This window comes from Nocardiopsis codii, from assembly GCF_036327455.1.
GTDB lineage: Bacteria > Actinomycetota > Actinomycetes > Streptosporangiales > Streptosporangiaceae > Nocardiopsis > Nocardiopsis codii.
The window spans coordinates 233,409-251,839 of record NZ_JAUZMY010000003.1; the positions used below are offsets into that span (position 1 = coordinate 233,409).

General features: G+C 72.5%; 14 protein-coding genes. 9 read left to right on the top strand and 5 right to left on the bottom strand.

What is annotated here, in order from left to right; translation table 11 throughout:
* Positions 1-143: 143 nt before the first annotated feature.
* Positions 144-641 carry a DUF2087 domain-containing protein gene (locus Q8791_RS04815; protein WP_330090338.1) on the top strand — a complete coding sequence of 166 codons (498 nt, stop codon included), beginning with the start codon at positions 144-146 and terminating at the stop codon, positions 639-641.
* Between the two features lie 20 nt (positions 642-661).
* Here the strand turns inward: Q8791_RS04815 and Q8791_RS04820 are convergent, their stop codons facing one another.
* Both Q8791_RS04820 and Q8791_RS04825 read right to left on the bottom strand, forming a co-directional pair.
* A complete protein-coding gene (locus Q8791_RS04820) occupies positions 662-1,345 on the bottom strand; it encodes a GntR family transcriptional regulator (protein ID WP_330090339.1) in 684 nt (227 codons plus the stop codon).
* Positions 1,346-1,412: 67 nt separating this feature from the next.
* Positions 1,413-2,516: a molybdopterin-binding protein gene (locus tag Q8791_RS04825; protein WP_330090453.1), complete on the bottom strand. Its 1,104-nt coding sequence runs from the start codon at positions 2,514-2,516 to the stop codon at positions 1,413-1,415.
* A 205-nt stretch (positions 2,517-2,721) separates the two neighbouring features.
* Here Q8791_RS04825 and Q8791_RS04830 point away from each other — a divergent pair, with 205 nt between their 5' ends.
* The 5 genes from Q8791_RS04830 (at position 2,722) to fdhD (ending at position 9,908) form a co-directional block, all read left to right on the top strand.
* Entirely contained in the window at positions 2,722-3,741 is a 1,020-nt protein-coding gene (locus Q8791_RS04830; protein WP_330090340.1) for a 2-dehydropantoate 2-reductase, read from the top strand.
* Positions 3,742-3,843: 102 nt separating this feature from the next.
* Positions 3,844-5,787 carry a molybdopterin oxidoreductase family protein gene (locus Q8791_RS04835; protein ID WP_330090341.1) on the top strand — a complete coding sequence of 648 codons (1,944 nt, stop codon included), beginning with the start codon at positions 3,844-3,846 and terminating at the stop codon, positions 5,785-5,787.
* Between the two features lie 215 nt (positions 5,788-6,002).
* The gene (locus Q8791_RS04840) at positions 6,003-7,988 is read left to right on the top strand and encodes an NAD(P)H-dependent oxidoreductase subunit E (protein WP_330090342.1); all 1,986 of its coding nucleotides are present in this window, start codon (positions 6,003-6,005) and stop codon (positions 7,986-7,988) included.
* Positions 7,985-8,935 carry a 2Fe-2S iron-sulfur cluster-binding protein gene (locus Q8791_RS04845; RefSeq protein ID WP_330090343.1) on the top strand — a complete coding sequence of 317 codons (951 nt, stop codon included), beginning with the start codon at positions 7,985-7,987 and terminating at the stop codon, positions 8,933-8,935. The genes Q8791_RS04840 and Q8791_RS04845 overlap by 4 nt, the downstream gene beginning before the upstream one ends.
* Before the next feature lie 91 nt (positions 8,936-9,026).
* Positions 9,027-9,908 carry a formate dehydrogenase accessory sulfurtransferase FdhD gene (fdhD, locus tag Q8791_RS04850; protein WP_330090344.1) on the top strand — a complete coding sequence of 294 codons (882 nt, stop codon included), beginning with the start codon at positions 9,027-9,029 and terminating at the stop codon, positions 9,906-9,908.
* Positions 9,909-10,119: 211 nt separating this feature from the next.
* Here fdhD and Q8791_RS04855 read toward each other — a convergent pair whose 3' ends face one another.
* The 3 genes from Q8791_RS04855 to sucC are packed head-to-tail and all read right to left on the bottom strand — an operon-like array spanning position 10,120 to position 13,827.
* Positions 10,120-11,667, bottom strand: coding sequence for an aldehyde dehydrogenase family protein (locus tag Q8791_RS04855; protein WP_330090345.1), 1,548 nt, complete (start codon positions 11,665-11,667; stop codon positions 10,120-10,122).
* Positions 11,664-12,602, bottom strand: a complete 939-nt coding sequence (gene sucD, locus Q8791_RS04860; RefSeq protein ID WP_330090346.1) for a succinate--CoA ligase subunit alpha — start codon at positions 12,600-12,602, stop codon at positions 11,664-11,666. The genes Q8791_RS04855 and sucD overlap by 4 nt, the downstream gene beginning before the upstream one ends.
* Before the next feature lie 37 nt (positions 12,603-12,639).
* Positions 12,640-13,827: an ADP-forming succinate--CoA ligase subunit beta gene (gene sucC / locus Q8791_RS04865; protein WP_330090347.1), complete on the bottom strand. Its 1,188-nt coding sequence runs from the start codon at positions 13,825-13,827 to the stop codon at positions 12,640-12,642.
* Positions 13,828-13,980: 153 nt separating this feature from the next.
* On the opposite strand from sucC, the gene Q8791_RS04870 reads away from it, so the two are divergent.
* The 3 genes from Q8791_RS04870 (at position 13,981) to frc (ending at position 18,428) form a co-directional block, all read left to right on the top strand.
* On the top strand, positions 13,981-15,384 hold the full coding sequence (locus Q8791_RS04870; protein WP_330090348.1) for an MFS transporter: 1,404 nt from the start codon (positions 13,981-13,983) through the stop codon (positions 15,382-15,384).
* 83 nt (positions 15,385-15,467) lie between these two features.
* Entirely contained in the window at positions 15,468-17,177 is a 1,710-nt protein-coding gene (locus Q8791_RS04875) for a thiamine pyrophosphate-binding protein (RefSeq protein ID WP_330090349.1), read from the top strand.
* 21 nt (positions 17,178-17,198) lie between these two features.
* The gene (gene frc / locus Q8791_RS04880) at positions 17,199-18,428 is read left to right on the top strand and encodes a formyl-CoA transferase (RefSeq protein ID WP_330090350.1); all 1,230 of its coding nucleotides are present in this window, start codon (positions 17,199-17,201) and stop codon (positions 18,426-18,428) included.
* Positions 18,429-18,431: the final 3 nt, after the last annotated feature.

Here is an 18,431-nt window from a genome sequence, read left to right on the forward strand (position 1 = left end):
AGACGAGTAGCGCAGGTCAGCCCGGGTTTGGCTGTCCAAGCGCAGTCGGCGCAGCGAGAGGCAGCCTGGGGGACGCGAGCCCGGAATGATCCGCGGAACGCGGCCTAGGGTCCTCGCAGACACCCGCCGTCCTGAGGAGAACCGTGCCGCACCCCGCCCAGATCGTCTCGTCCCTCGCCGACAGCGATCGGCTCGCGCTCTACGCCCGCGTGGTCGGTGCGGGCGCCGAGGGTGTTCCCGCGGACGACGTCCGCGCGGGTGGCGCCAGGGCCGTCCGGCACCTGCGCCGACTGGCGGACGCGGGGCTGGTGCGGGAGGAGGACGGCCGCGTGGTGTGCGTGCCCGAGGTGTTCGCCGCCGCTCTGGGGGAGAACGCCCCCTCGGCGCACGACCCCGTGGACGCCCTGTTCCACGAGGGCCGGCTGACCGACCTGCCCGTCCGGCGCGCGCTGCGGCTGGGGGTGCTGGCCCGGATCACCGGGCGGCTCTTCGCCCCCGGGATGGAGTACACGGAGAAGCAGGTGAACACGGCGATCCGCACCTGCTTCGACGACCCGTCCTCCCTGCGCAGGTACCTGGTGGAGGAGGGGTACCTGACCCGCGAGTCCGACGGGAGCGTGTACCGGGTCGCGACGGCCTGATCCGTCCCGGGCCCGGTGGATCAGGACCCGATGCCGTCCACGCGCTCGTGGTAGGTGCGCCGGGTCCGCTCGGTGTGCTCGCTCATCAGCCGCAGGGCCTGGTCTGCGTCCCCCGCCTCGATGACGTCGACGAGGTTGGCGTGCTCGTCCCAGGAGGCGGCGCCGCGGATGCGGGCGACCGGGGCGTAGTACCAGCGGACACGCCTGTCGACCTGGGCGGCGAGTTCGGCGAGTACGCGGTTGCCCGAGGCCTCGGTGACGGTGCGGTGGAAGTCGGCGTTGGCCTGGACGACCGCGTCGGTGTCGGCGAGCTCGGTCGCCGCGCGCCCGGCGGCGACGAGTTCGCGCAGGTAGCCGACCTGCTCGGTGGAGGCATTGGCGGCGGCCAGGCGGGCCGACTCGGTCTCCAGCAGCGCGCGGACCGCCAGGAGCTGGTCGGCCTCGCTCTCGGTGGGCGTGTGCACGAACGCCCCGTAGCCGGGCCGCAGGTCCACCCAGCCCTCGTTGTTGAGCCGCTGCATCGCCTCGCGGACGGGCTGGCGCGAGACCCCCAGGGTCTGGGCCAGCTCGGTCTCGACCAGGTGCTGGCCGGGTGAGAGCGCCCTGGTGGTGATCAGGTCGAGGATGGCCTCGTACACGGCTTCGCGCAGCGGTACGGGACGCTGGATCCGTCCGGCGACGGTGTTCAACCCCTGCGAGGCCATAGGGAATCTCCAGAGTCCTGGTGCGCGGTCTTTGTAGACAGTGTACAAAACACGGGGACTGCGTCGGTCACGTCGGAACCTCCACGAGTTCGACCCTTCCGGGAAGGCGTCCCGGGGCGCGCGAGGGCGGGACGACGGCGAGGGCGTCCGCCGTGGCGGCGGCCCGCAGGTCGGCGGAGCCCGAGGCGGACAGCTCGACCGCCAGGTCGCGGCTCACGCGCACCGGGACGAGGCGGGTGTCGGCCGGGTGCGGGGTGGTCGGACCGATGAGCCTGGTCCGCCGGCCGGCGTGTGCCGGGTCCCGCCGGTCGGCGCGCCCGCTGAGCACCGGGACCAGCAGCGTGAGCGCGGCGGCCAGGGCCGCGCCGGGGTTGCCGGGCAGCCCCGCGACCACGGCTCCGGAGGGCAGGACGGCCAGTACCTGCGGATGGCCCGGCCGACAGGCGACACCGTCGACGACGACCCGCGCGCCGAGCCCTGCCAGGACCCCGCGCAGGTGGTCGGCCGGACCGGCCGAGGAGGAGCCGCAGACGGCGACGACCTCGGCCGCCCCGGCGCCGCCCAGTTCCCGCGCCAGGTCCCGTCCGCGGTCGGGGACCCGCACGGCGGGGGCGCACACCCCTCCCGCCCACGCGACCAGACCGGGCAGCACGGGGCCTATCGCGTCGCGCACCGCACCGGGACGCGGCATCCCCTCGTCCACGACCTCGTCCCCCGTGACCAGGACCCGGACGAGGGGCCGGACCACGGGCAGGGTGTCCCGGCCCAGGCTCGCGGCCAGCCCCAGGAGGGCGGGGGTGACGGGGCTCCCCCGCCGGGCGGCCACCGTCCCGGCCGCGGTGGTCTCGCCGCGGCGCCGGATGTGCCGCCCCTCCCCGACCCCGCCGTGCACGGTTCCGGAGGACTCCGCCGCCCGTTCGTAGGGCAGGACGGCGGTGGTGCCGTCCGGCACGACGGCGCCGGTGGCGATCTCCACCGCCTCGCCGTGCCCCAGTCGGACGACGGGACCCCGGCGACCGGCGAGCGATCGTCCGACGACGGCCCAGGGCCCCTCCCCGGACACCGCGTACCCGTCCATGGCGGCGCTGTCGAGCATGGGGACGTCGGCCGCGGAGACGAGGTCGGCGCCGAGGGTGGCGCCGAGGGCGCCGGCGAGCGGCTCCTCGGCCATGGGCGTGCCACCCTCGGCGCCGGTCACCCGCGCCAGCTCCCGTGCCGAGTTCCAGGGCAGCGGAGCGCGCGGGTGAGCTTTCACGTGAAGAAACGGAGAAGTTTCCGAGGCAGCCGGGTCGGGCATTCCTTCTCTCCCTACGGACCGGTGAGGAACGATGATTCGGAGCATACTGTATACAGTATGTGAAAGGAAGGGAGTCCTCATGCGAATCGCCGTACTCGGCGCCGGAGCGATCGGCGCCTATGCGGGCGCCGCACTCCACAGGGGCGGGGCCGACGTCCACCTCATCGCCCGTGGCGAGCACCTGGAGGCCCTGCGCGAGCGGGGCGTCCAGGTACTCAGCGCGCGCGGCGACTTCACCGCGCACCCGCACGCCACCGACGACCCGTCCGAGGTCGGCCCCGTCGACGCCGTCTTCCTCGGCCTGAAGGCCCAGCACTACGCGGCCTGCGGTCCGCTGCTGCGCCCCCTCATGGGCCCCTCCACCATGGTCGTCGCCGCCCAGAACGGCATCCCGTGGTGGTACTTCCACGGGGTCGACGGCCCCCTCTCCGAACACCGCATCGAGAGCGTGGACCCGGGGGGCTCGGTCAGCCGGACGATCCCGGTCGAGCGCGCCGTGGGGTGCGTGGTCTACGCCGCCACGGAGATCGCCGGGCCGGGGGTGATCCGGCACATGGAGGGGACCCGGTTCTCCATCGGCGAGCCGGACCGCTCCTCCTCCGCCCGCTGCCGCGACTTCCAGGCCGCGATGGAGGCGGGCGGCCTCAAGTGCCCGATCGAGCAGGACCTGCGCGAGGACATCTGGGTGAAGCTGATGGGCAACATCGTCTTCAACCCGCTGAGCGCGCTGACCCGTTCCACCATGGTGCAGATCTGCCGGAGCCGCTCGACCCGGGAGCTGGCCCGCACCATGATGACCGAGACCCTGGAGGTGGCGGCCCGGCTCGGGGTGCACCCGGCGATCTCCATCGACCGCCGCATGGCAGGGGCCGAGCGCGCCGGCGACCACCGCACCTCGACCCTGCACGACCTGGAGCGCGGGCGCCCCATGGAACTGGACGTCATCCTGTCCGCGGTGGTGGAGCTGGCCGACCTGACCGGGGCCCCCGTCCCCGCGCTCCGGGCGGTGGACGCCGTCGCCGGACTGCTCAACGACCGGATGCTCGACCCGCCCGGCCCCGCGGCTCCTCCCACCCCGACCCTGGCCGCCCGCCCTTGACCATGACTCACGATCACTAAATACTGTATGCAGTATCCCCGTCAGGCGCCACGGGCGCCGTCGGACCAGGCGAATCCGGCCACGACCACCAAGCGAGGCCACATGCGTTCCGACGATTTCTCCGCACCCTACGACCGACTCACCCAGCCCCTCGTCCGCGACGGCGGCGAACTGCGCCCGGCCTCCTGGGAGGAGGCCCTCGACCGCGCGGCCGCCGGGTTCCGGCGCGGCGTGGACGAGCACGGGCCCGACTCCTTCGGCATGCTCTCCTGCGCGCGGGCGACCAACGAGATGAACTTCATCGCGCAGAAGTTCACCCGCGTCGTCGTCGGCACCAACAACGTCGACTCCTGCAACCGCACCTGCCACGCGCCCAGCGTCGCCGGACTGGCCGCGGCCTTCGGCTCGGGCGGGGGCACCTCCTCCTACGCCGAGGTCGAGGACACCGACCTCATCGTGATCTGGGGGGGCAACCCCCGCTTCGCCCACCCGATCTTCTTCCAGCACGTGCTCAAGGGGGTGCGCAACGGCGCACGCCTGTTCGTCGTCGACCCCCGGCGCACCCCGACCGCCGAGTGGGCCGACCGCTGGCTCGGGCTGAACGTGGGCACGGACATCCCCCTGGCGCACGCCATCGGGCGCGAGATCCTGCACGCGGGCCTGGCCAACGACACCTTCGTCCGGCGCGCCACGAGCGGCTTCGACGAGTACCGCGCACTGGTCGAGCCCTGGACCCTCGCCGCCGCCGAGGCCGAGACCGGCGTTCCCGCCGAGGCCATCCGCGAGCTGGCGCACGCCTACGCCCGCGCCGAGCGCGCCCAGATGTGCTGGACGCTCGGCATCACCGAGCACCACAACGCGACCGACAACGTCCGCTCCCTGATCAACCTGTCGCTGCTGACCGGGCACGTGGGGAGGCACGGGTCGGGGCTCAACCCGCTGCGCGGCCAGAACAACGTGCAGGGCGGCGGCGACATGGGCGCCATCCCCGACCGCCTGGTCGGGTTCCAGGACATCCTGGACCCGCAGGTGCGCGCGCCCTTCGAGGAGGCGTGGGGGCGGGAGATCCAGGGCGTCAAGGGCAAGAACCTGACCCAGATGTTCGAGGCGATGGACGAGCGGGAGATCAGGACGCTCTACGTGATCGGCGAGAACCCGGTCCAGTCCGAGCCCGAGACGCACAAGACCACCCGCCGCCTGCGAAAACTGGACCACCTGGTGGTGCAGGACATCTTCCTGACCCGCACCGCCGAACTCGCCGACGTGGTGCTCCCCGCGAGCGCGTCCTGGTGCGAGTCCGACGGCACCTTCACCAACAGCGAGCGCCGCGTGCAGCTGGTCCGCAAGGCGCTGGACCCTCCGCAGGGCGCCCGCGACGACATCGAGATCATGTGCGACCTCGCGACCCGCCTGGGCACCGACTGGTCCCGGCCCTCGGCCGAGGACATATGGAACGAGGTCCGCTCCCTCTCCCCCATGCACCGGGGCATGAGCTACGCGCGCCTGGCGGAGCTGCACGGCATCCAGTGGCCCTCCTACTCCGAGGACACCCTGGAGCCGAGCTACCTGCACGCACGCCTGTGGTCGGAGGACCCCGCCGAGCGCGGCGAACCCGCCCCGTTCGGGATCGTGGGTCACTCCCCGCCGGTCGACCTCCTCGACGAGGACTTCCCGTTCCGGCTGACGACCGGGCGACGGCTGGACGACTACAACACCGGGGTGCAGACCAGCGGCTTCTCGTCGCCGCTGCGCCGGGGCGAGCTGCTGGACCTGTCCCCCGAGGACGCGGCCAAGCTCGGGGTGGCCGACGGCGAGACGGTCCGCGTGACCTCGCGCCGGGGCTCGGTCCTCGTCCCCGTCTCCGTCACGGACGCGATGCGGCAGGGGCTGGTGTTCATGACCTTCCACTTCCCGCACCAGGTGGACACCCAGCTGCTGACCATCGACGCCACCGACCCCATCGCGGGGACGGCCGAGTACAAGGCCGCTGCGGTGCGGATCGAGCGCGTGGAGGAACCCGCACGCAGCGCAGCCCCCTCGCGGTGACGAGGACGAACGGTGGTCCGCGCCGTCGCCCCAGCCCCCTGCGGCGACGGCGCGGACCCCTCCGCGGACGGCGCGCTCGCGCGCGGTCCGGGGGCCGGGTCTCCTTACGCGATCTTGGCGCGTACGGGGGTTGTCAACCCGATCATCTGCATCATACTGTCCTCTGTATACAAAATCCTGTGATCTGGATTACACGAGATTGAGGTGACACAGACGTGGACCTGCGATTCCTGGACGAGGCGCCCACCGCCGTCGAACGCGAAGCCGTCGACAGCGTGCTCGGTCCCCCCGAGTCCGGTTGGGACGGCGGCGCCCGCCAGGACGTCGACCTGCGCTACGCGCGGGGAGGCCACACCGCCCGGGACAGACGCGACCTGCTCATGCCGGCCCTCCACGCGGTCAACGACCGGGTGGGCTGGATCAGCAGGCCCGCGCTCGACCACATCTGCCGCAGGCTCACCATCCCTCCTGCGGAGGCCTACGCCGTCGCCTCCTTCTACGCGATGTTCGCCCTCCACCGGCGGCCCCGCCGGGTCATGCACCTGTGCACCGACATCGCCTGCGCCGCGGCCGGAGCGTCCGGACTGCGCGACCGGCTCGCCGAACGCCTCGGCCCGCCCGGCGGGCACGACGGGGACACCACCTGGCACGAGAGCCCCTGCCTGGGCATGTGCGAGCGCGCGCCCGCCGCCCTGGCCCTCGAGGCGGGGGCCCCTGCACGGTACGCCGTCGCCGCGCCCGCCACGTCCGAGGCCCTGGACGCGATGGCCGCGGACGCGCCCGCCGGCTCCTCACCGGCGTCCGCGAACGGGCGCCCCTCCCCCACCACCTACGGCGGCGATCCCCTCCCCGGCACGGCCCCGGAGCCGGCCCCCTCGACGGCCGTCCCGGACGCCGGATCGCCCGACCACGTGCTCCTCCGACGTGTCGGTACCGTCGACCCCCTCAGCCTGGACGACTACCGCGCCGCCGGCGGATACGCGGCGCTGCGCCAGGCGCTGCGGCTCGGCCCGGCCGGCGTCATCCGGGAGGTCTCCGACTCCGGCCTGGTCGGCCGGGGCGGAGCCGCCTTCCCCACCGGCCGCAAGTGGCAGGCCACCGCCCAGCAGCCGGACGGCCCGCACTACCTGGTCTGCAACGCCGACGAGAGCGAACCCGGGACCTTCAAGGACCGCGTCCTGATGGAGGGCGACCCGTTCTCCGTCATCGAGGCGATGACGATCGCGGGCTACGCCATCGGCGCGCGACTCGGGTACCTGTACATCCGGGGCGAGTACCCCCGGGCCCTGCGACACCTGGAGAACGCCATCGCGCTCGCACGCGAGCGCGGGCTCCTCGGCCCGGACGTCCTCGGTTCGGGGTTCGCCTTCGACATCGAGATCCGGCGCGGCGCGGGCGCCTACATCTGCGGCGAGGAGACCGCGATCTTCGGCTCGATCGAGGGCTACCGGGGGGAGCCGCGCACCAAGCCGCCCTTCCCCGTGGAGAAGGGGCTGTTCGGCAAGCCGACCGCCGTGAACAACGTGGAGACACTGGTCAACGTCCTGCCGATCATGCTGATGGGCGGTCCCGCCTACGCGGCCGTCGGTACGGGCGGGTCCACCGGGCCCAAGCTGTTCTGCCTGTCCGGCGGCGTGCGCCGCCCGGGGCTGTACGAGCTGCCCTTCGGCGCCACCCTGCGCGATCTCGTCGAGGCGGCCGGGGGCATGCCCGAGGGGCGCACCATCCAGGCGGTCCTGCTCGGCGGGGCCGCCGGGGCGTTCGTCCGCGGCGACGAACTCGACATCCCCCTGACCTTCGAGGGCGCACGCGCGGCCGGGACGACCCTGGGATCGGGGGTGGTCCTCGTCCTGGACGACACCGCCGACCTGGTCGCGACACTGGTCCGCGTGGCGGCCTTCTTCCGCGACGAGTCCTGCGGCCAGTGCGTACCCTGCCGGGTCGGCACCGTACGCCAGGAGGAGTCCCTCCTGCGGATCAGCGCGGGGGGCGACGCCGCCACCGAGGTCCCCCTGCTCCGCGAGGTCGGCCAGGCGATGCGGGACGCCTCGATCTGCGGTCTGGGACAGACCGCCTGGAACGCTGTGGAGTCGGCGATCGACCGGCTCGACCTGTTCGGCGGCGCCGGCCCGGCCGCCTCGGACGACACCCACCTGAGCACCGTCCCGGGCACCCGGGCGGCAACCGAGGAGGCCCGATGACCGTCCCCGTACTCCTGGCCCCGCCCAAGCGGCTGATCGACGCGACCATCGACGGAGAGCAGGTCCGCGTCCCCGAGGGCACCACCGTCCTCCAGGCCTGCGCCGAGCGGGGGACCGAGATCCCCACCCTGTGCCACGGCGACACGCTCACGCCCAGGAACGCCTGCCGCGTGTGCGTGGTGGAGGTGGAGGGCGCCCGCACGCTCGCCCCCGCCTGCTCGCGCAAGCTGGAGCCCGGCATGTCCGTGGCCACCGACTCCGAGCGGGTGCGCCACAGCCGCAAGCTGGTCCTGGAGCTGCTCGGCTCCTCCGTGGACCTGTCCACCACCCCGCAGGTCGCCGAGTGGATGGAGCGCTACGACGCGGAGCCCGACCGGTTCGGTCCGCGCGCGGAGGCCGCGGCCCTGGGTGTGCGCGACGCCCGGCGCTCGGGCGAGCACGAGCCCGGCGACGGCGCGGTGGCGGCGACGGTCGAGCAGCCCGCGAAGGTGGACAACGACCTGTACGTGCGCGACTACTCCAAGTGCATCATGTGCTACAAGTGCGTGGACGCCTGCGGCGACCAGTGGCAGAACACCTTCGCGATCGGGGTGGCCGGGCGCGGGTTCGACGCCCGCATCTCCACCGAGCACGACGTCACCCTGCCCGACTCCGCCTGTGTGTACTGCGGCAACTGCATCGAGGTCTGCCCCACGGGCGCGCTGTCCTTCAGCACCGAGTTCGACATGCGCGCGGCGGGGACCTGGGACGAGGAGAAGCAGACCGAGACGACCACGATCTGCACCTACTGCGGAGTAGGCTGCAACGTCACGCTTCACGTGCAGGAGAACGAGATCGTGAAGGTCACGTCCCCGCACGACAACCCGGTGACCCACGGGAACCTGTGCATCAAGGGCCGGTTCGGCTTCCAGCACGTGCAGCGCCGCGGCGGTGGGGGCGGCGCCTGAACCGCTCCGCCCGCGCGGGACCATGAGAAGGGGAATCCCGGCGGAATCGTGTAGAACCGGGAACGGCAGGACACGGGAAGGCGGTAGGACGATGGGACGGGTCACGGTCCGGGGGAAGGTACTCCGGGTCAGGGACGGCTCCGCGACCGAACGTGTGGACACGTTCGTCGTGGAGGAGCCTCTGGAGATCAGGCTGGACGGTGAGCCGCTGAGCATCACCATGCGCACGCCCGGCGACGACTTCGACCTGGCCGCCGGGTTCCTCGTGAGCGAGGGCGTGGTGTCACGGGCGGACGAGATCACCGCGATCCGCTACTGCGCCGGGGCGACCGAGGACGGTTCGAACACCTACAACGTGCTCGACGTGTCCCTCGCCCCGGGCGTCCCCCGCCCGGACACGTCGCTGGAGCGCAACTTCTACACCACGTCCTCCTGCGGCCTGTGCGGCAAGGCCAGCCTGGACGCCGTGCGCACCCAGGCCAGGTGGCAGGTCTCGGAGGACGCCGCCCAGGTCGGCGCGGACACCCTGACGGAGCTCCCCGACCGGCTGCGCGAGGCGCAGCGGGTGTTCGACCGCACGGGCGGGCTGCACGCCGCGGGGCTGTTCACTGCGCAGGGCGAGCTCCTCGCCCTGCGCGAGGACGTGGGCCGCCACAACGCGGTCGACAAGCTGGTCGGCTGGGCCCTGCGCTCGGGCCGGCTGCCGTTGAGCGGGACGGTGCTGATGCTCTCGGGCCGCGCCTCCTTCGAGCTGGTGCAGAAGGCCTGGATGGCCGGCATTCCGATGATGGCGGCCGTCTCGGCGCCCTCGTCCCTGGCCGTCGACCTGGCCGAGGAGGCGGGCATCACGCTCGCCGGGTTCCTCCGGGGCACCTCCATGAACGTCTACGCCGGAAGGCATCGGATCCTCCTGAAGAAGGCGCTCCCAGCGCCCTCGGCGGCCACGGGAGGCATCCGCAGTTCGGGTCAGTAGACGCGGGGGCGGTCGGCGCGCTCCAGCCCCCTGCACCGACCGCTCCCGACACCCGGGCCCTGTGTGACACCGCTCCGAAGGACGGTGGCCGCACACCCCCGGCTCCCACCCGTGGCCGGCCCGGCCACCGGACGGCGACCGCGTCGGGCCCCGTGCCCCGGGGCGCCGTGCCTCGCTCCCCCAGGGCACCGGGCCCGCCCCCCGTCGCGTGTCAGACGCGCCCCTCGGGGCGCAGCGTGTAGTGCGGGAAGTTGCCGGGCAGCCGCTCGGAGGCGGGTCCCCGGGTGACCGCGTGGACGAGGAGTTCGCCTCCGACGAAGGCGCCCCGCCAGGAGTCCCCCCAGCCGCCGAACAGCTCGTCGCGGTCGCCGCGCGAGCGGGGCCGGTTGACGCCGACCTTGAAGGCGCGCACCCCGGAGGCCAGTCGCGAGGCCGTGTCGGGGTCGTCGCAGGAGACGGTGGCGACCAGGGCCCCGTTGCTGGCGTTCATCCCGGCCAGGAGCTCGGCCTCGGTGTCCACCAGCACGATCGAGTCGACCGGGCCGAACGGCTCGGCGTGGAACAGCGGTGAGGACCGCGGTGGCTCCAGGAGCGCCACGGGCGCCACGTAGGCGTCCGTGTTCTGGCCCGGGAGCAGGCGGGCGTCGGCCAGTCCGCCGCGGTGGAGGGGCACCGCACCGCCCGCGACGGCCTCGGCCACCCGGTCGGTGAGCTCCTTGGCCTTGGCGGCGTTGATCAGGGGGCCGAAGTCCAGTTCCGGCAGGTCGTCGTCGGGGGACTCCACGGCGAGGGGGTGGCCGAAGCGGACCGTGCGGACCGCGGTGAGGTAGGCGTCGAGGAAGGCGTCGAAGCGGGACCGCTGCACGACGAACCGGGGATAGGCGGTGCAGCGCTGTTTGGCGTAGTCGAAGGTCTTCCGGATCTGCCCGGACAGGGTCTCCCAGTCGCTGAACTCCCAGACCCCCCAGCAGTTCAACCCCTCCTGTTCCAGGACGTGCGGCCTGCCCAGGTCGGCGAGGTCGGCCGCCACCCGTCCGCCGGTGTCGCGACCGCCGACGAAGGACACGCAGCCGATCTCCGGTCCCCGCACCAGCGCCGGGGACAGGTCCCGCCCGCCGCCGCTGACCAGGGTGAACGGCAGCCCCTCCCGGACCGCCAGGGCCACGGCGAGGGTCAGGCAGACCAGCCCGCCGTCGGTGGGGGTCTTGGCGATCACGCCGTTGCCCGCGAGCGCCTGGACGCACATCGCGTGCGCGAGCACGCTCATCGGATAGTTCCAGCTCGCGATGTTGCTGACGGGGCCGTCCAGGGGGAGGCGGCCGTCGAGCATGGGCCCGACGCCGTCCAGGTACCACTCGACCCCGGAGATCGCCCGGTCCACGTCCTGGCGGGCCAGCCGCCAGGGCTTGCCGATCTCCCAGACCAGGGCGAGCGCGAGGGTGTCGCGGTGCCGCTCCCAGGCGCGGACCGTGGCGCGGACCCGCGCCTCCCGCTCGGCGAGGGGCAGCGTGCTCCACGCGCGGTGCTCCGCGGCGGCCCCCGACACCGCGAGGGCCGCGGTCGCGCCGTCCAGCATGGGAGGGCCCGCGGTCTCGGAACCGTCGACGGGCGAGTAGGAGGTCCGGGGCTCGCCGTCGGCGTGCCACCGCCCGCCCCAGTGGTTGTGGACCCTGTCGGGGCCGAAGGCCTCCGGCGCCGCCTCCCGGCAGCGGGCGTACAGGGCGGCCCACGAGGTGCCCGGCTTGAGCATGGTCGTCATGGCGCCGTGGGCGCCGTTCCGGAGAGGACGCCCGCCCCCTCTCCGTCAGCCGTACCGCCGAGGACGGCGCGCACCAGGCGGGCCGCTTCGCTGGGGGTCTTGCCGACCTTGACGCCGGCAGCCTCCAACGCCTCCTGCTTCGCAGCAGCCGTGCCCGCCGAACCCGACACGATCGCGCCCGCGTGACCCATCGTCTTGCCCTCCGGAGCGGTGAACCCCGCGACATAACCCACCACGGGCTTAGTCACGTTCGCCTTCACGAACTCCGCGGCACGCTCCTCCGCGTCACCACCGATCTCACCGATCATCACGATCACATCGGTGTCCGGGTCGGCCTCGAACGCCGCCAGCGCGTCGATGTGCGTCGTCCCGATGATCGGGTCACCACCGATACCCACCGCCGACGAGAAACCGATGTCGCGCAGCTCGTACATCATCTGGTAGGTCAGCGTGCCCGACTTGGACACCAGACCGATCCGACCCGGCTTGGCGATGTCGGCCGGGATGATGCCCGCGTTCGACTGCCCCGGCGTGATCAGACCCGGGCAGTTCGGGCCCACGATCCGCGTCCTGTTGCCCTTGGCGTCGGCGTAGGACCAGAACGCCGCGGTGTCGTGCACCGGGATGCCCTCGGTGATCACGACCGCCAGGCCGATCTCGGCGTCGATCGCCTCGATCACCGCGTCCTTGGAGAACTTGGGCGGCACGAAGATCACCGTCACGTCCGCGCCGGTCGCGGCCATGCCCTCGGCCACCGATCCGAACACGGGCACCTCGGTGCCGTCGAAGTCGACCTTCTGGCCGGCCTTGCGCGGGTTGACCCCGCCCACGATGTCGGTGCCCGAAGCGAGCATCCGACGGGTGTGCTTGGTGCCCTCAGAGCCGGTCATGCCCTGGACCAGCACCTTGCTGTCCTTGGTCAGGAAAATAGCCATGGTCTGTTCCGTCCCCTGTCGAAGATCGTCTCGCCGGTCAGCCCAGTGCCGCGAGCTCGGCGGCCTGAGCGGCGGCGCCGTCCATCGTGTCGACCCGGCGAACGGCCGGGTGGGCGCGCTCGTCGAGGATCCGGCGGCCCAGCTCGGCGTTGTTGCCGTCCAGGCGCACGACCAGCGGCTTGGTGAGCCCTCCGGAACCCGAGCCGTCGCCGCGGCCCTCCAGCAGCTCCAGCGCCTGCACAATGCCGTTGGCCACCGCGTCGCACGCGGTGATGCCGCCGAACACGTTCACGAACACGCTCTTGACCGCGGGGTCGCCCAGGATGATCTCCAACCCGTTGGCCATCACCTCCGCGGAGGCGCCGCCACCGATGTCGAGGAAGTTCGCGGGCTTGACCCCGCCGTGCTCCTCACCGGCGTAGGCGACCACGTCCAGAGTGGACATGACCAGACCCGCACCGTTGCCGATGATCCCGACCTCACCGTCGAGCTTCACGTAGTTCAGACCCCTCTCCTTCGCCCTGCGCTCGCGGTCGTCGACGTCGGAGCCGTTCGCGAAGGGGACCCGCTCGGGGTGGCGGAACCCGGCGCTCTCGTCCAGGGTGACCTTGCCGTCGAGCGCGACGATCCGGCCGTCGGCCGTGCGGACCAGGGGGTTCACCTCCACGAGGGTGGCGTCCTCCCCTGCGGCGACCGCCCAGAGCCGGGTGATCACCTGGGCGGCGCACTCCCGCACCTCCTCCGGCAGCCCGGCGGCGCGGCAGATCCCGAGTGCGGCGGCCTGGTCCACCCCCTCGGGGCCGACCGGTGTGCGCACCACCGCGTCGGGGTTCGAGACGGCGACCTCCTCGATCTCCATCCCGCCCTCGGCGGAGCAGATCGACAGGAAGGTGCGGTTCGCACGGTCCAACAGGAAGGAGAAGTAGTACTCCTCCGCGATGTCGGAGGCCTCCTCGACCAGGACACGGTGGACCGTGTGGCCCTTGATGTCCATACCGAGGATCTGCTCGGCCTTGGCCTGAGCGTCCTCGGGGCCCTCGGCGACCTTCACGCCACCGGCCTTACCGCGACCACCGGTCTTCACCTGCGCCTTCACCACCACCCGGTGGCCGATGCGGCCAGCCGCCAGCCTCACCTGTTCCGGGGTGTCCGCGATCTCGCCCTCGACGAGGGGTACGCCGTACTCCCCGAAGAGCTGTTTGGCCTCGTACTCGTGGAGATCCACCTGGCCTCCTCATGACGTGGTTGTCGTGTCTCTTTCTAGTGATACTCCATACTGTATGCAGTATTCAATACTCGTTCCGGCGAAAATGCGTGCTGGGCCACCCCTTCCCAGATCGTCACGCACTTTGCATACTGCATACAAGGAGGTGTCGCCATGCGCAGACCCCACACCCCCGACCCGCGGTCGTCCTCCCCCTCCGCCCGGGAGGAGGTGCGCGACTGGCGCGGCAGGCACTACTCCGTCGGCCCGTCGGCCCGTGCGCTGACCGGCGGCCCCCGCTCCGTCATCCTCGTCCGCGCCCTGGTCGCCGCCGCGGCGGTCGGCGTCCTCCAGTTCGGCTACGGCGCCGCGCTCCCGTCCCTCGTCGCGGCGCACGACCGACCCCCCGCCCTCGCCCTGCTCCCGTTCCTGGTGTGGACCCTGGCCCAGGGCGCCTGCGCCCCGGCCCTGCACCGCGCCCGGGCCCGGAGGGAGCTGCGGGCCGGGACACTGATCCCGGCGGGCGCGCTGCTGTGCGCCGCCGCGCTCGTCGTGCTCGGCACCTCGTCCGGACTCACCGCCGCCGTCCTGGGCTACGGGATCCTGGGCGGCGTGGGCGCCGGACTCGTCTACCACTCCTGTACCGACCTGGTCGGCGGCTGGTTCCCCGACCGGCGCACCGTGCGCTCCGGCGCCGTGGGCGGCGCCTTCGCACTGGGATCGGTTCCCCTCCTGCCGGCGATCGCCGCCGGAATCGATCCCTCCTCCCTCCCCTTCGCGTGCGCGGCGCTCGCCGCACTGGTCCTGGTCCTGGGGATCGCGGGCGGCGCGGGCCAGCGCACGGCCCCGCCGCGATGGTGGCCCCCGGAGTCCGACCCGCGCGCCGCGGCACTGCTCCGGGGCGCCGACCCGCCTCCCGCCACCGACTTCACGCACGCCCAGGCGTGGACGGCCGGCGGCTCACTGCCGCTCCTCCACGCGATCGTCGCCCTCTCCGGGGCGAGCGGGCTGTTCACCCTCGCCGTGCTGCCCCTCCTCCTCCTGGAAGGGGGCCATCCCCCCTCCACCGCCGCCCTGGCGGTCACGGCGTTCGCCGCGGCCAGCGGCCTCGGGAGGCTGGCCGCGGGGGCGGCGGCCGAACGGACCGGCCGGCGCCGGGCGCTCGCCCTGCTGCTGGGGGCCGGGGCGCTCGCGCAGGCGGGCCTGGCCGCGGCCGTTCCCACCGGTCAGACCGCAGCGGTGGTGCTCCTCGCGCTCGTGGCGGGCGCGGGCACCGGCTCCTGCTACCCGCTGACCCGCGCGATCACCGAGGGCCACTTCGGATCGCGGTGGACCCCCGGCATCCACGGCCTCGTCTACAGCTCCAAGGCGGTCGGCGGACTGGTCGGCGTCGGCGGCGCCGTGCTGCTCCTCGCGTCGGCGCAGCCCACCGCGTGGCCCGCGGGCCTGGCCGCCGCCGGGGCGCTCTGCGGAGCGTCGTCACTGCTGGCGGCCCTGCTCCGGCGTCCGCTCCCGGTACGGACCACACCCGCGGCACACGGGGTCTGGACAGCGCCGCGACGCCGTGCTCCAATGTGAGGTACACGGTATACAGTATCCCACCTACAGCATCCACCGAGCACGCAGCCCGCCCGCACCGCACGAAAGGGGTCGTCGTACCGATGGCCGACGGCAAGGGAACCACCGAATCCACCACCAGCGAGAAGAGCACGATCTCCGGAGGCCACCTGGTGGCCAAGGCCCTCAAGGCCGAGGGGGTCGACGTCATCTTCACGCTCTGCGGCGGACACATCATCGACATCTACGACGGATGCGCGGACGAGGGCATCGACGTGGTCGACGTCCGCCACGAGCAGGTCGCGGCGCACGCCGCCGACGGCTACGCGCGGATCACCGGCAAGCCGGGATGCGCGGTCGTGACGGCCGGACCGGGGACCACGGACGCGGTCACCGGCATCGCCAACGCCTACCGCGCCGAGAGCCCGATGCTGGTCATCGGCGGCCAGGGCGCCCTCAGCCAGCACAAGATGGGCTCGCTCCAGGACCTGCCGCACGTCGACATGATCAACCCGATCTCCAAGTTCGCCGCCACCGTGCCGCACACCGAGCGGGTCGCCGACCTGGTCTCGATGGCGTTCCGCGAGGCCAACAGCGGAGCTCCCGGCCCGTCCTTCCTGGAGATCCCCCGCGACGTCCTCGACGCCGAGGTCCCGCTGGAGAGGGCGCGCATCCCCGCCAAGGGCCGCTACCGCGCCTCCACGCGGCAGGCGGGCGACCCCGACGCGATCGAGCGGCTCGCCGACCTGCTCGTACGCTCCGAGCGGCCCAGCATCCTGCTCGGCAACCAGGTCTGGACCACGCGGGCCACCCAGTCCGCCACCGACCTGGTCCGCGCGCTCAACGTCCCCGCCTACATGAACGGCGCCGGCCGCGGCACCCTGGCGCCCGGGGACCCCCACCACTTCCAGCTCTCCCGGCGCTACGCCTTCACCAACTCCGACCTGATCATCATCGTCGGCACCCCCTTCGACTTCCGGATGGGCTACGGCAAGCGCCTCTCCCCCGACGCCACGGTCGTCCAGATCGACCTCAACTACGCCACCGTCGGCAAGAACCGGGACATCGACCTGGGTCTGGTGGGCGACGCGGACGTCATCCTGTCGTCGGTGCTCCAGGCCACCTCCGCCTACGGGGACAACGGCTCCCAGAGCCGCAAGACCTGGCTCGAGGAGCTGCGCACCCAGGAGCAGGCCGCCCTCGACAAGCGGGCGCACCTGCTCACCTCCGACTCCACGCCCATCCACCCCTACCGGCTGGTCAGCGAGATCAACCAGTTCCTCACCGAGGACTCCATCTACGTCGGCGACGGCGGCGACATCGTCACCTTCTCCGGGCAGGTGGTCCAGCCCAAGTCGCCGGGCCACTGGATGGACCCGGGGCCGCTCGGCACGCTGGGCGTGGGCGTCCCGTTCGTGATGGCCGCCAAGTACGCCCGCCCTGACAAGGAGGTGGTCGCGCTCTTCGGCGACGGCGCGTTCAGCCTCACCGGCTGGGACTTCGAGACCCTCGTCCGGTTCAACCTGCCCTTCGTCGGGATCGTCGGCAACAACTCGTCGATGAACCAGATCCGCTACGGCCAGATCGCCAAGTACGGCGCGGACCGGGGCGAAATCGGCAACACGCTGGGAGACGTGAACTACGCGGAGTTCGCGAAGATGCTCGGCGGCCACGGCGAGGAGGTCCGGGATCCCGCGGACATCGCCCCGGCGCTGCGCCGCGCCCGCGAGTCCGGCAAGCCCTCACTCGTCAACGTCTGGATCGACCCCGATGTCTACGCCCCGGGGACGATGAACCAGACCATGTACAAGTAGCCGATCCAGAGAGGAAGAGTCATGGGCAAGGCACTCGACGGGGTCCGCGTTCTGGACATGACCCACGTCCAGTCGGGTCCGTCGGCGACGCAGATCCTCGCCTGGATGGGCGCGGACGTGGTCAAGGTGGAGGCGACGACGGGCGACATCACCCGGCGCCAGCTCCGGGACCGGCCCGACGTGGACAGCCTGTACTTCACGATGCTCAACTCCAACAAGCGGAGCATCACGCTGAACACCAAGAAGCCCCGGGGCAAGGAGATCTTCCTGGACCTGGTGCGCCGCAGCGACGTGCTGGTGGAGAACTTCGCCCCCGGCGCGCTGGATCGGATGGGCTTCACCTGGGAGGCGCTCTCCGAGGTCAACCCCCGCCTGGTCTACGCCTCGATCAAGGGGTTCGGGCCGGGCGCGTACGCCGACTTCAAGGCCTACGAGGTGATCGCCCAGGCGATGGGCGGCTCCATGAGCACCACCGGCTTCGAGGAGGGCCCGCCGCTGGCGACGGGCGCGCAGATCGGTGACTCGGGCACGGGGATGCATACAGTAGCCGGTATCCTTGCGGCCCTGTTCCAGCGCACCCGGACCGGACGCGGCCAGCGCGTCCAGGTCGCCATGCAGGACGCGGTGCTCAACCTGTGCCGGGTCAAGCTCCGCGACCAGCAGCGGCTCGCGCACGGGCCGCTGGCGGAGTACCCCAACGACGACTTCGGCGACGAGGTCCCCCGGTCCGGCAACGCCTCCGGCGGCGGCCAGCCCGGCTGGGCCGTCCGCACCGCCCCGGGCGGGCCCAACGACTACGTGTACGTCATCGTCCAGCCCGCCGGGTGGGAACCGATCACCCGGCTCATCGACCGCCCCGAACTGGCCGACGACCCCGAGTGGTCCACCCCCGAGGCCCGGCTGGACAAGCTCGACAAGATGTTCTCCCTGATCGAGGAGTGGACCGCCCAGATCCCCAAGTGGGACGTGCTGGCGGCACTGAACGCGCACAACATCCCCTGCGGCCCGATCATGTCCACCCGGGAGATCATCGACGACCCCACCCTGCGGGCCAACGGTGTCATCACCACCGTCGAGCACCCCGAGCGCGGTCCCTACAGCACGGTGTCCTCGCCCATCCGCCTCTCGGACTCCCCGGTGGACGTCGTCCGCTCCCCGCTGCTCGGAGAGCACAACGCCGACGTCTACCGCGGCGAACTGGGGCTGTCCGACGAGGACCTGGCCGAACTCGAATCGAACGGAGTGATCTGAAGA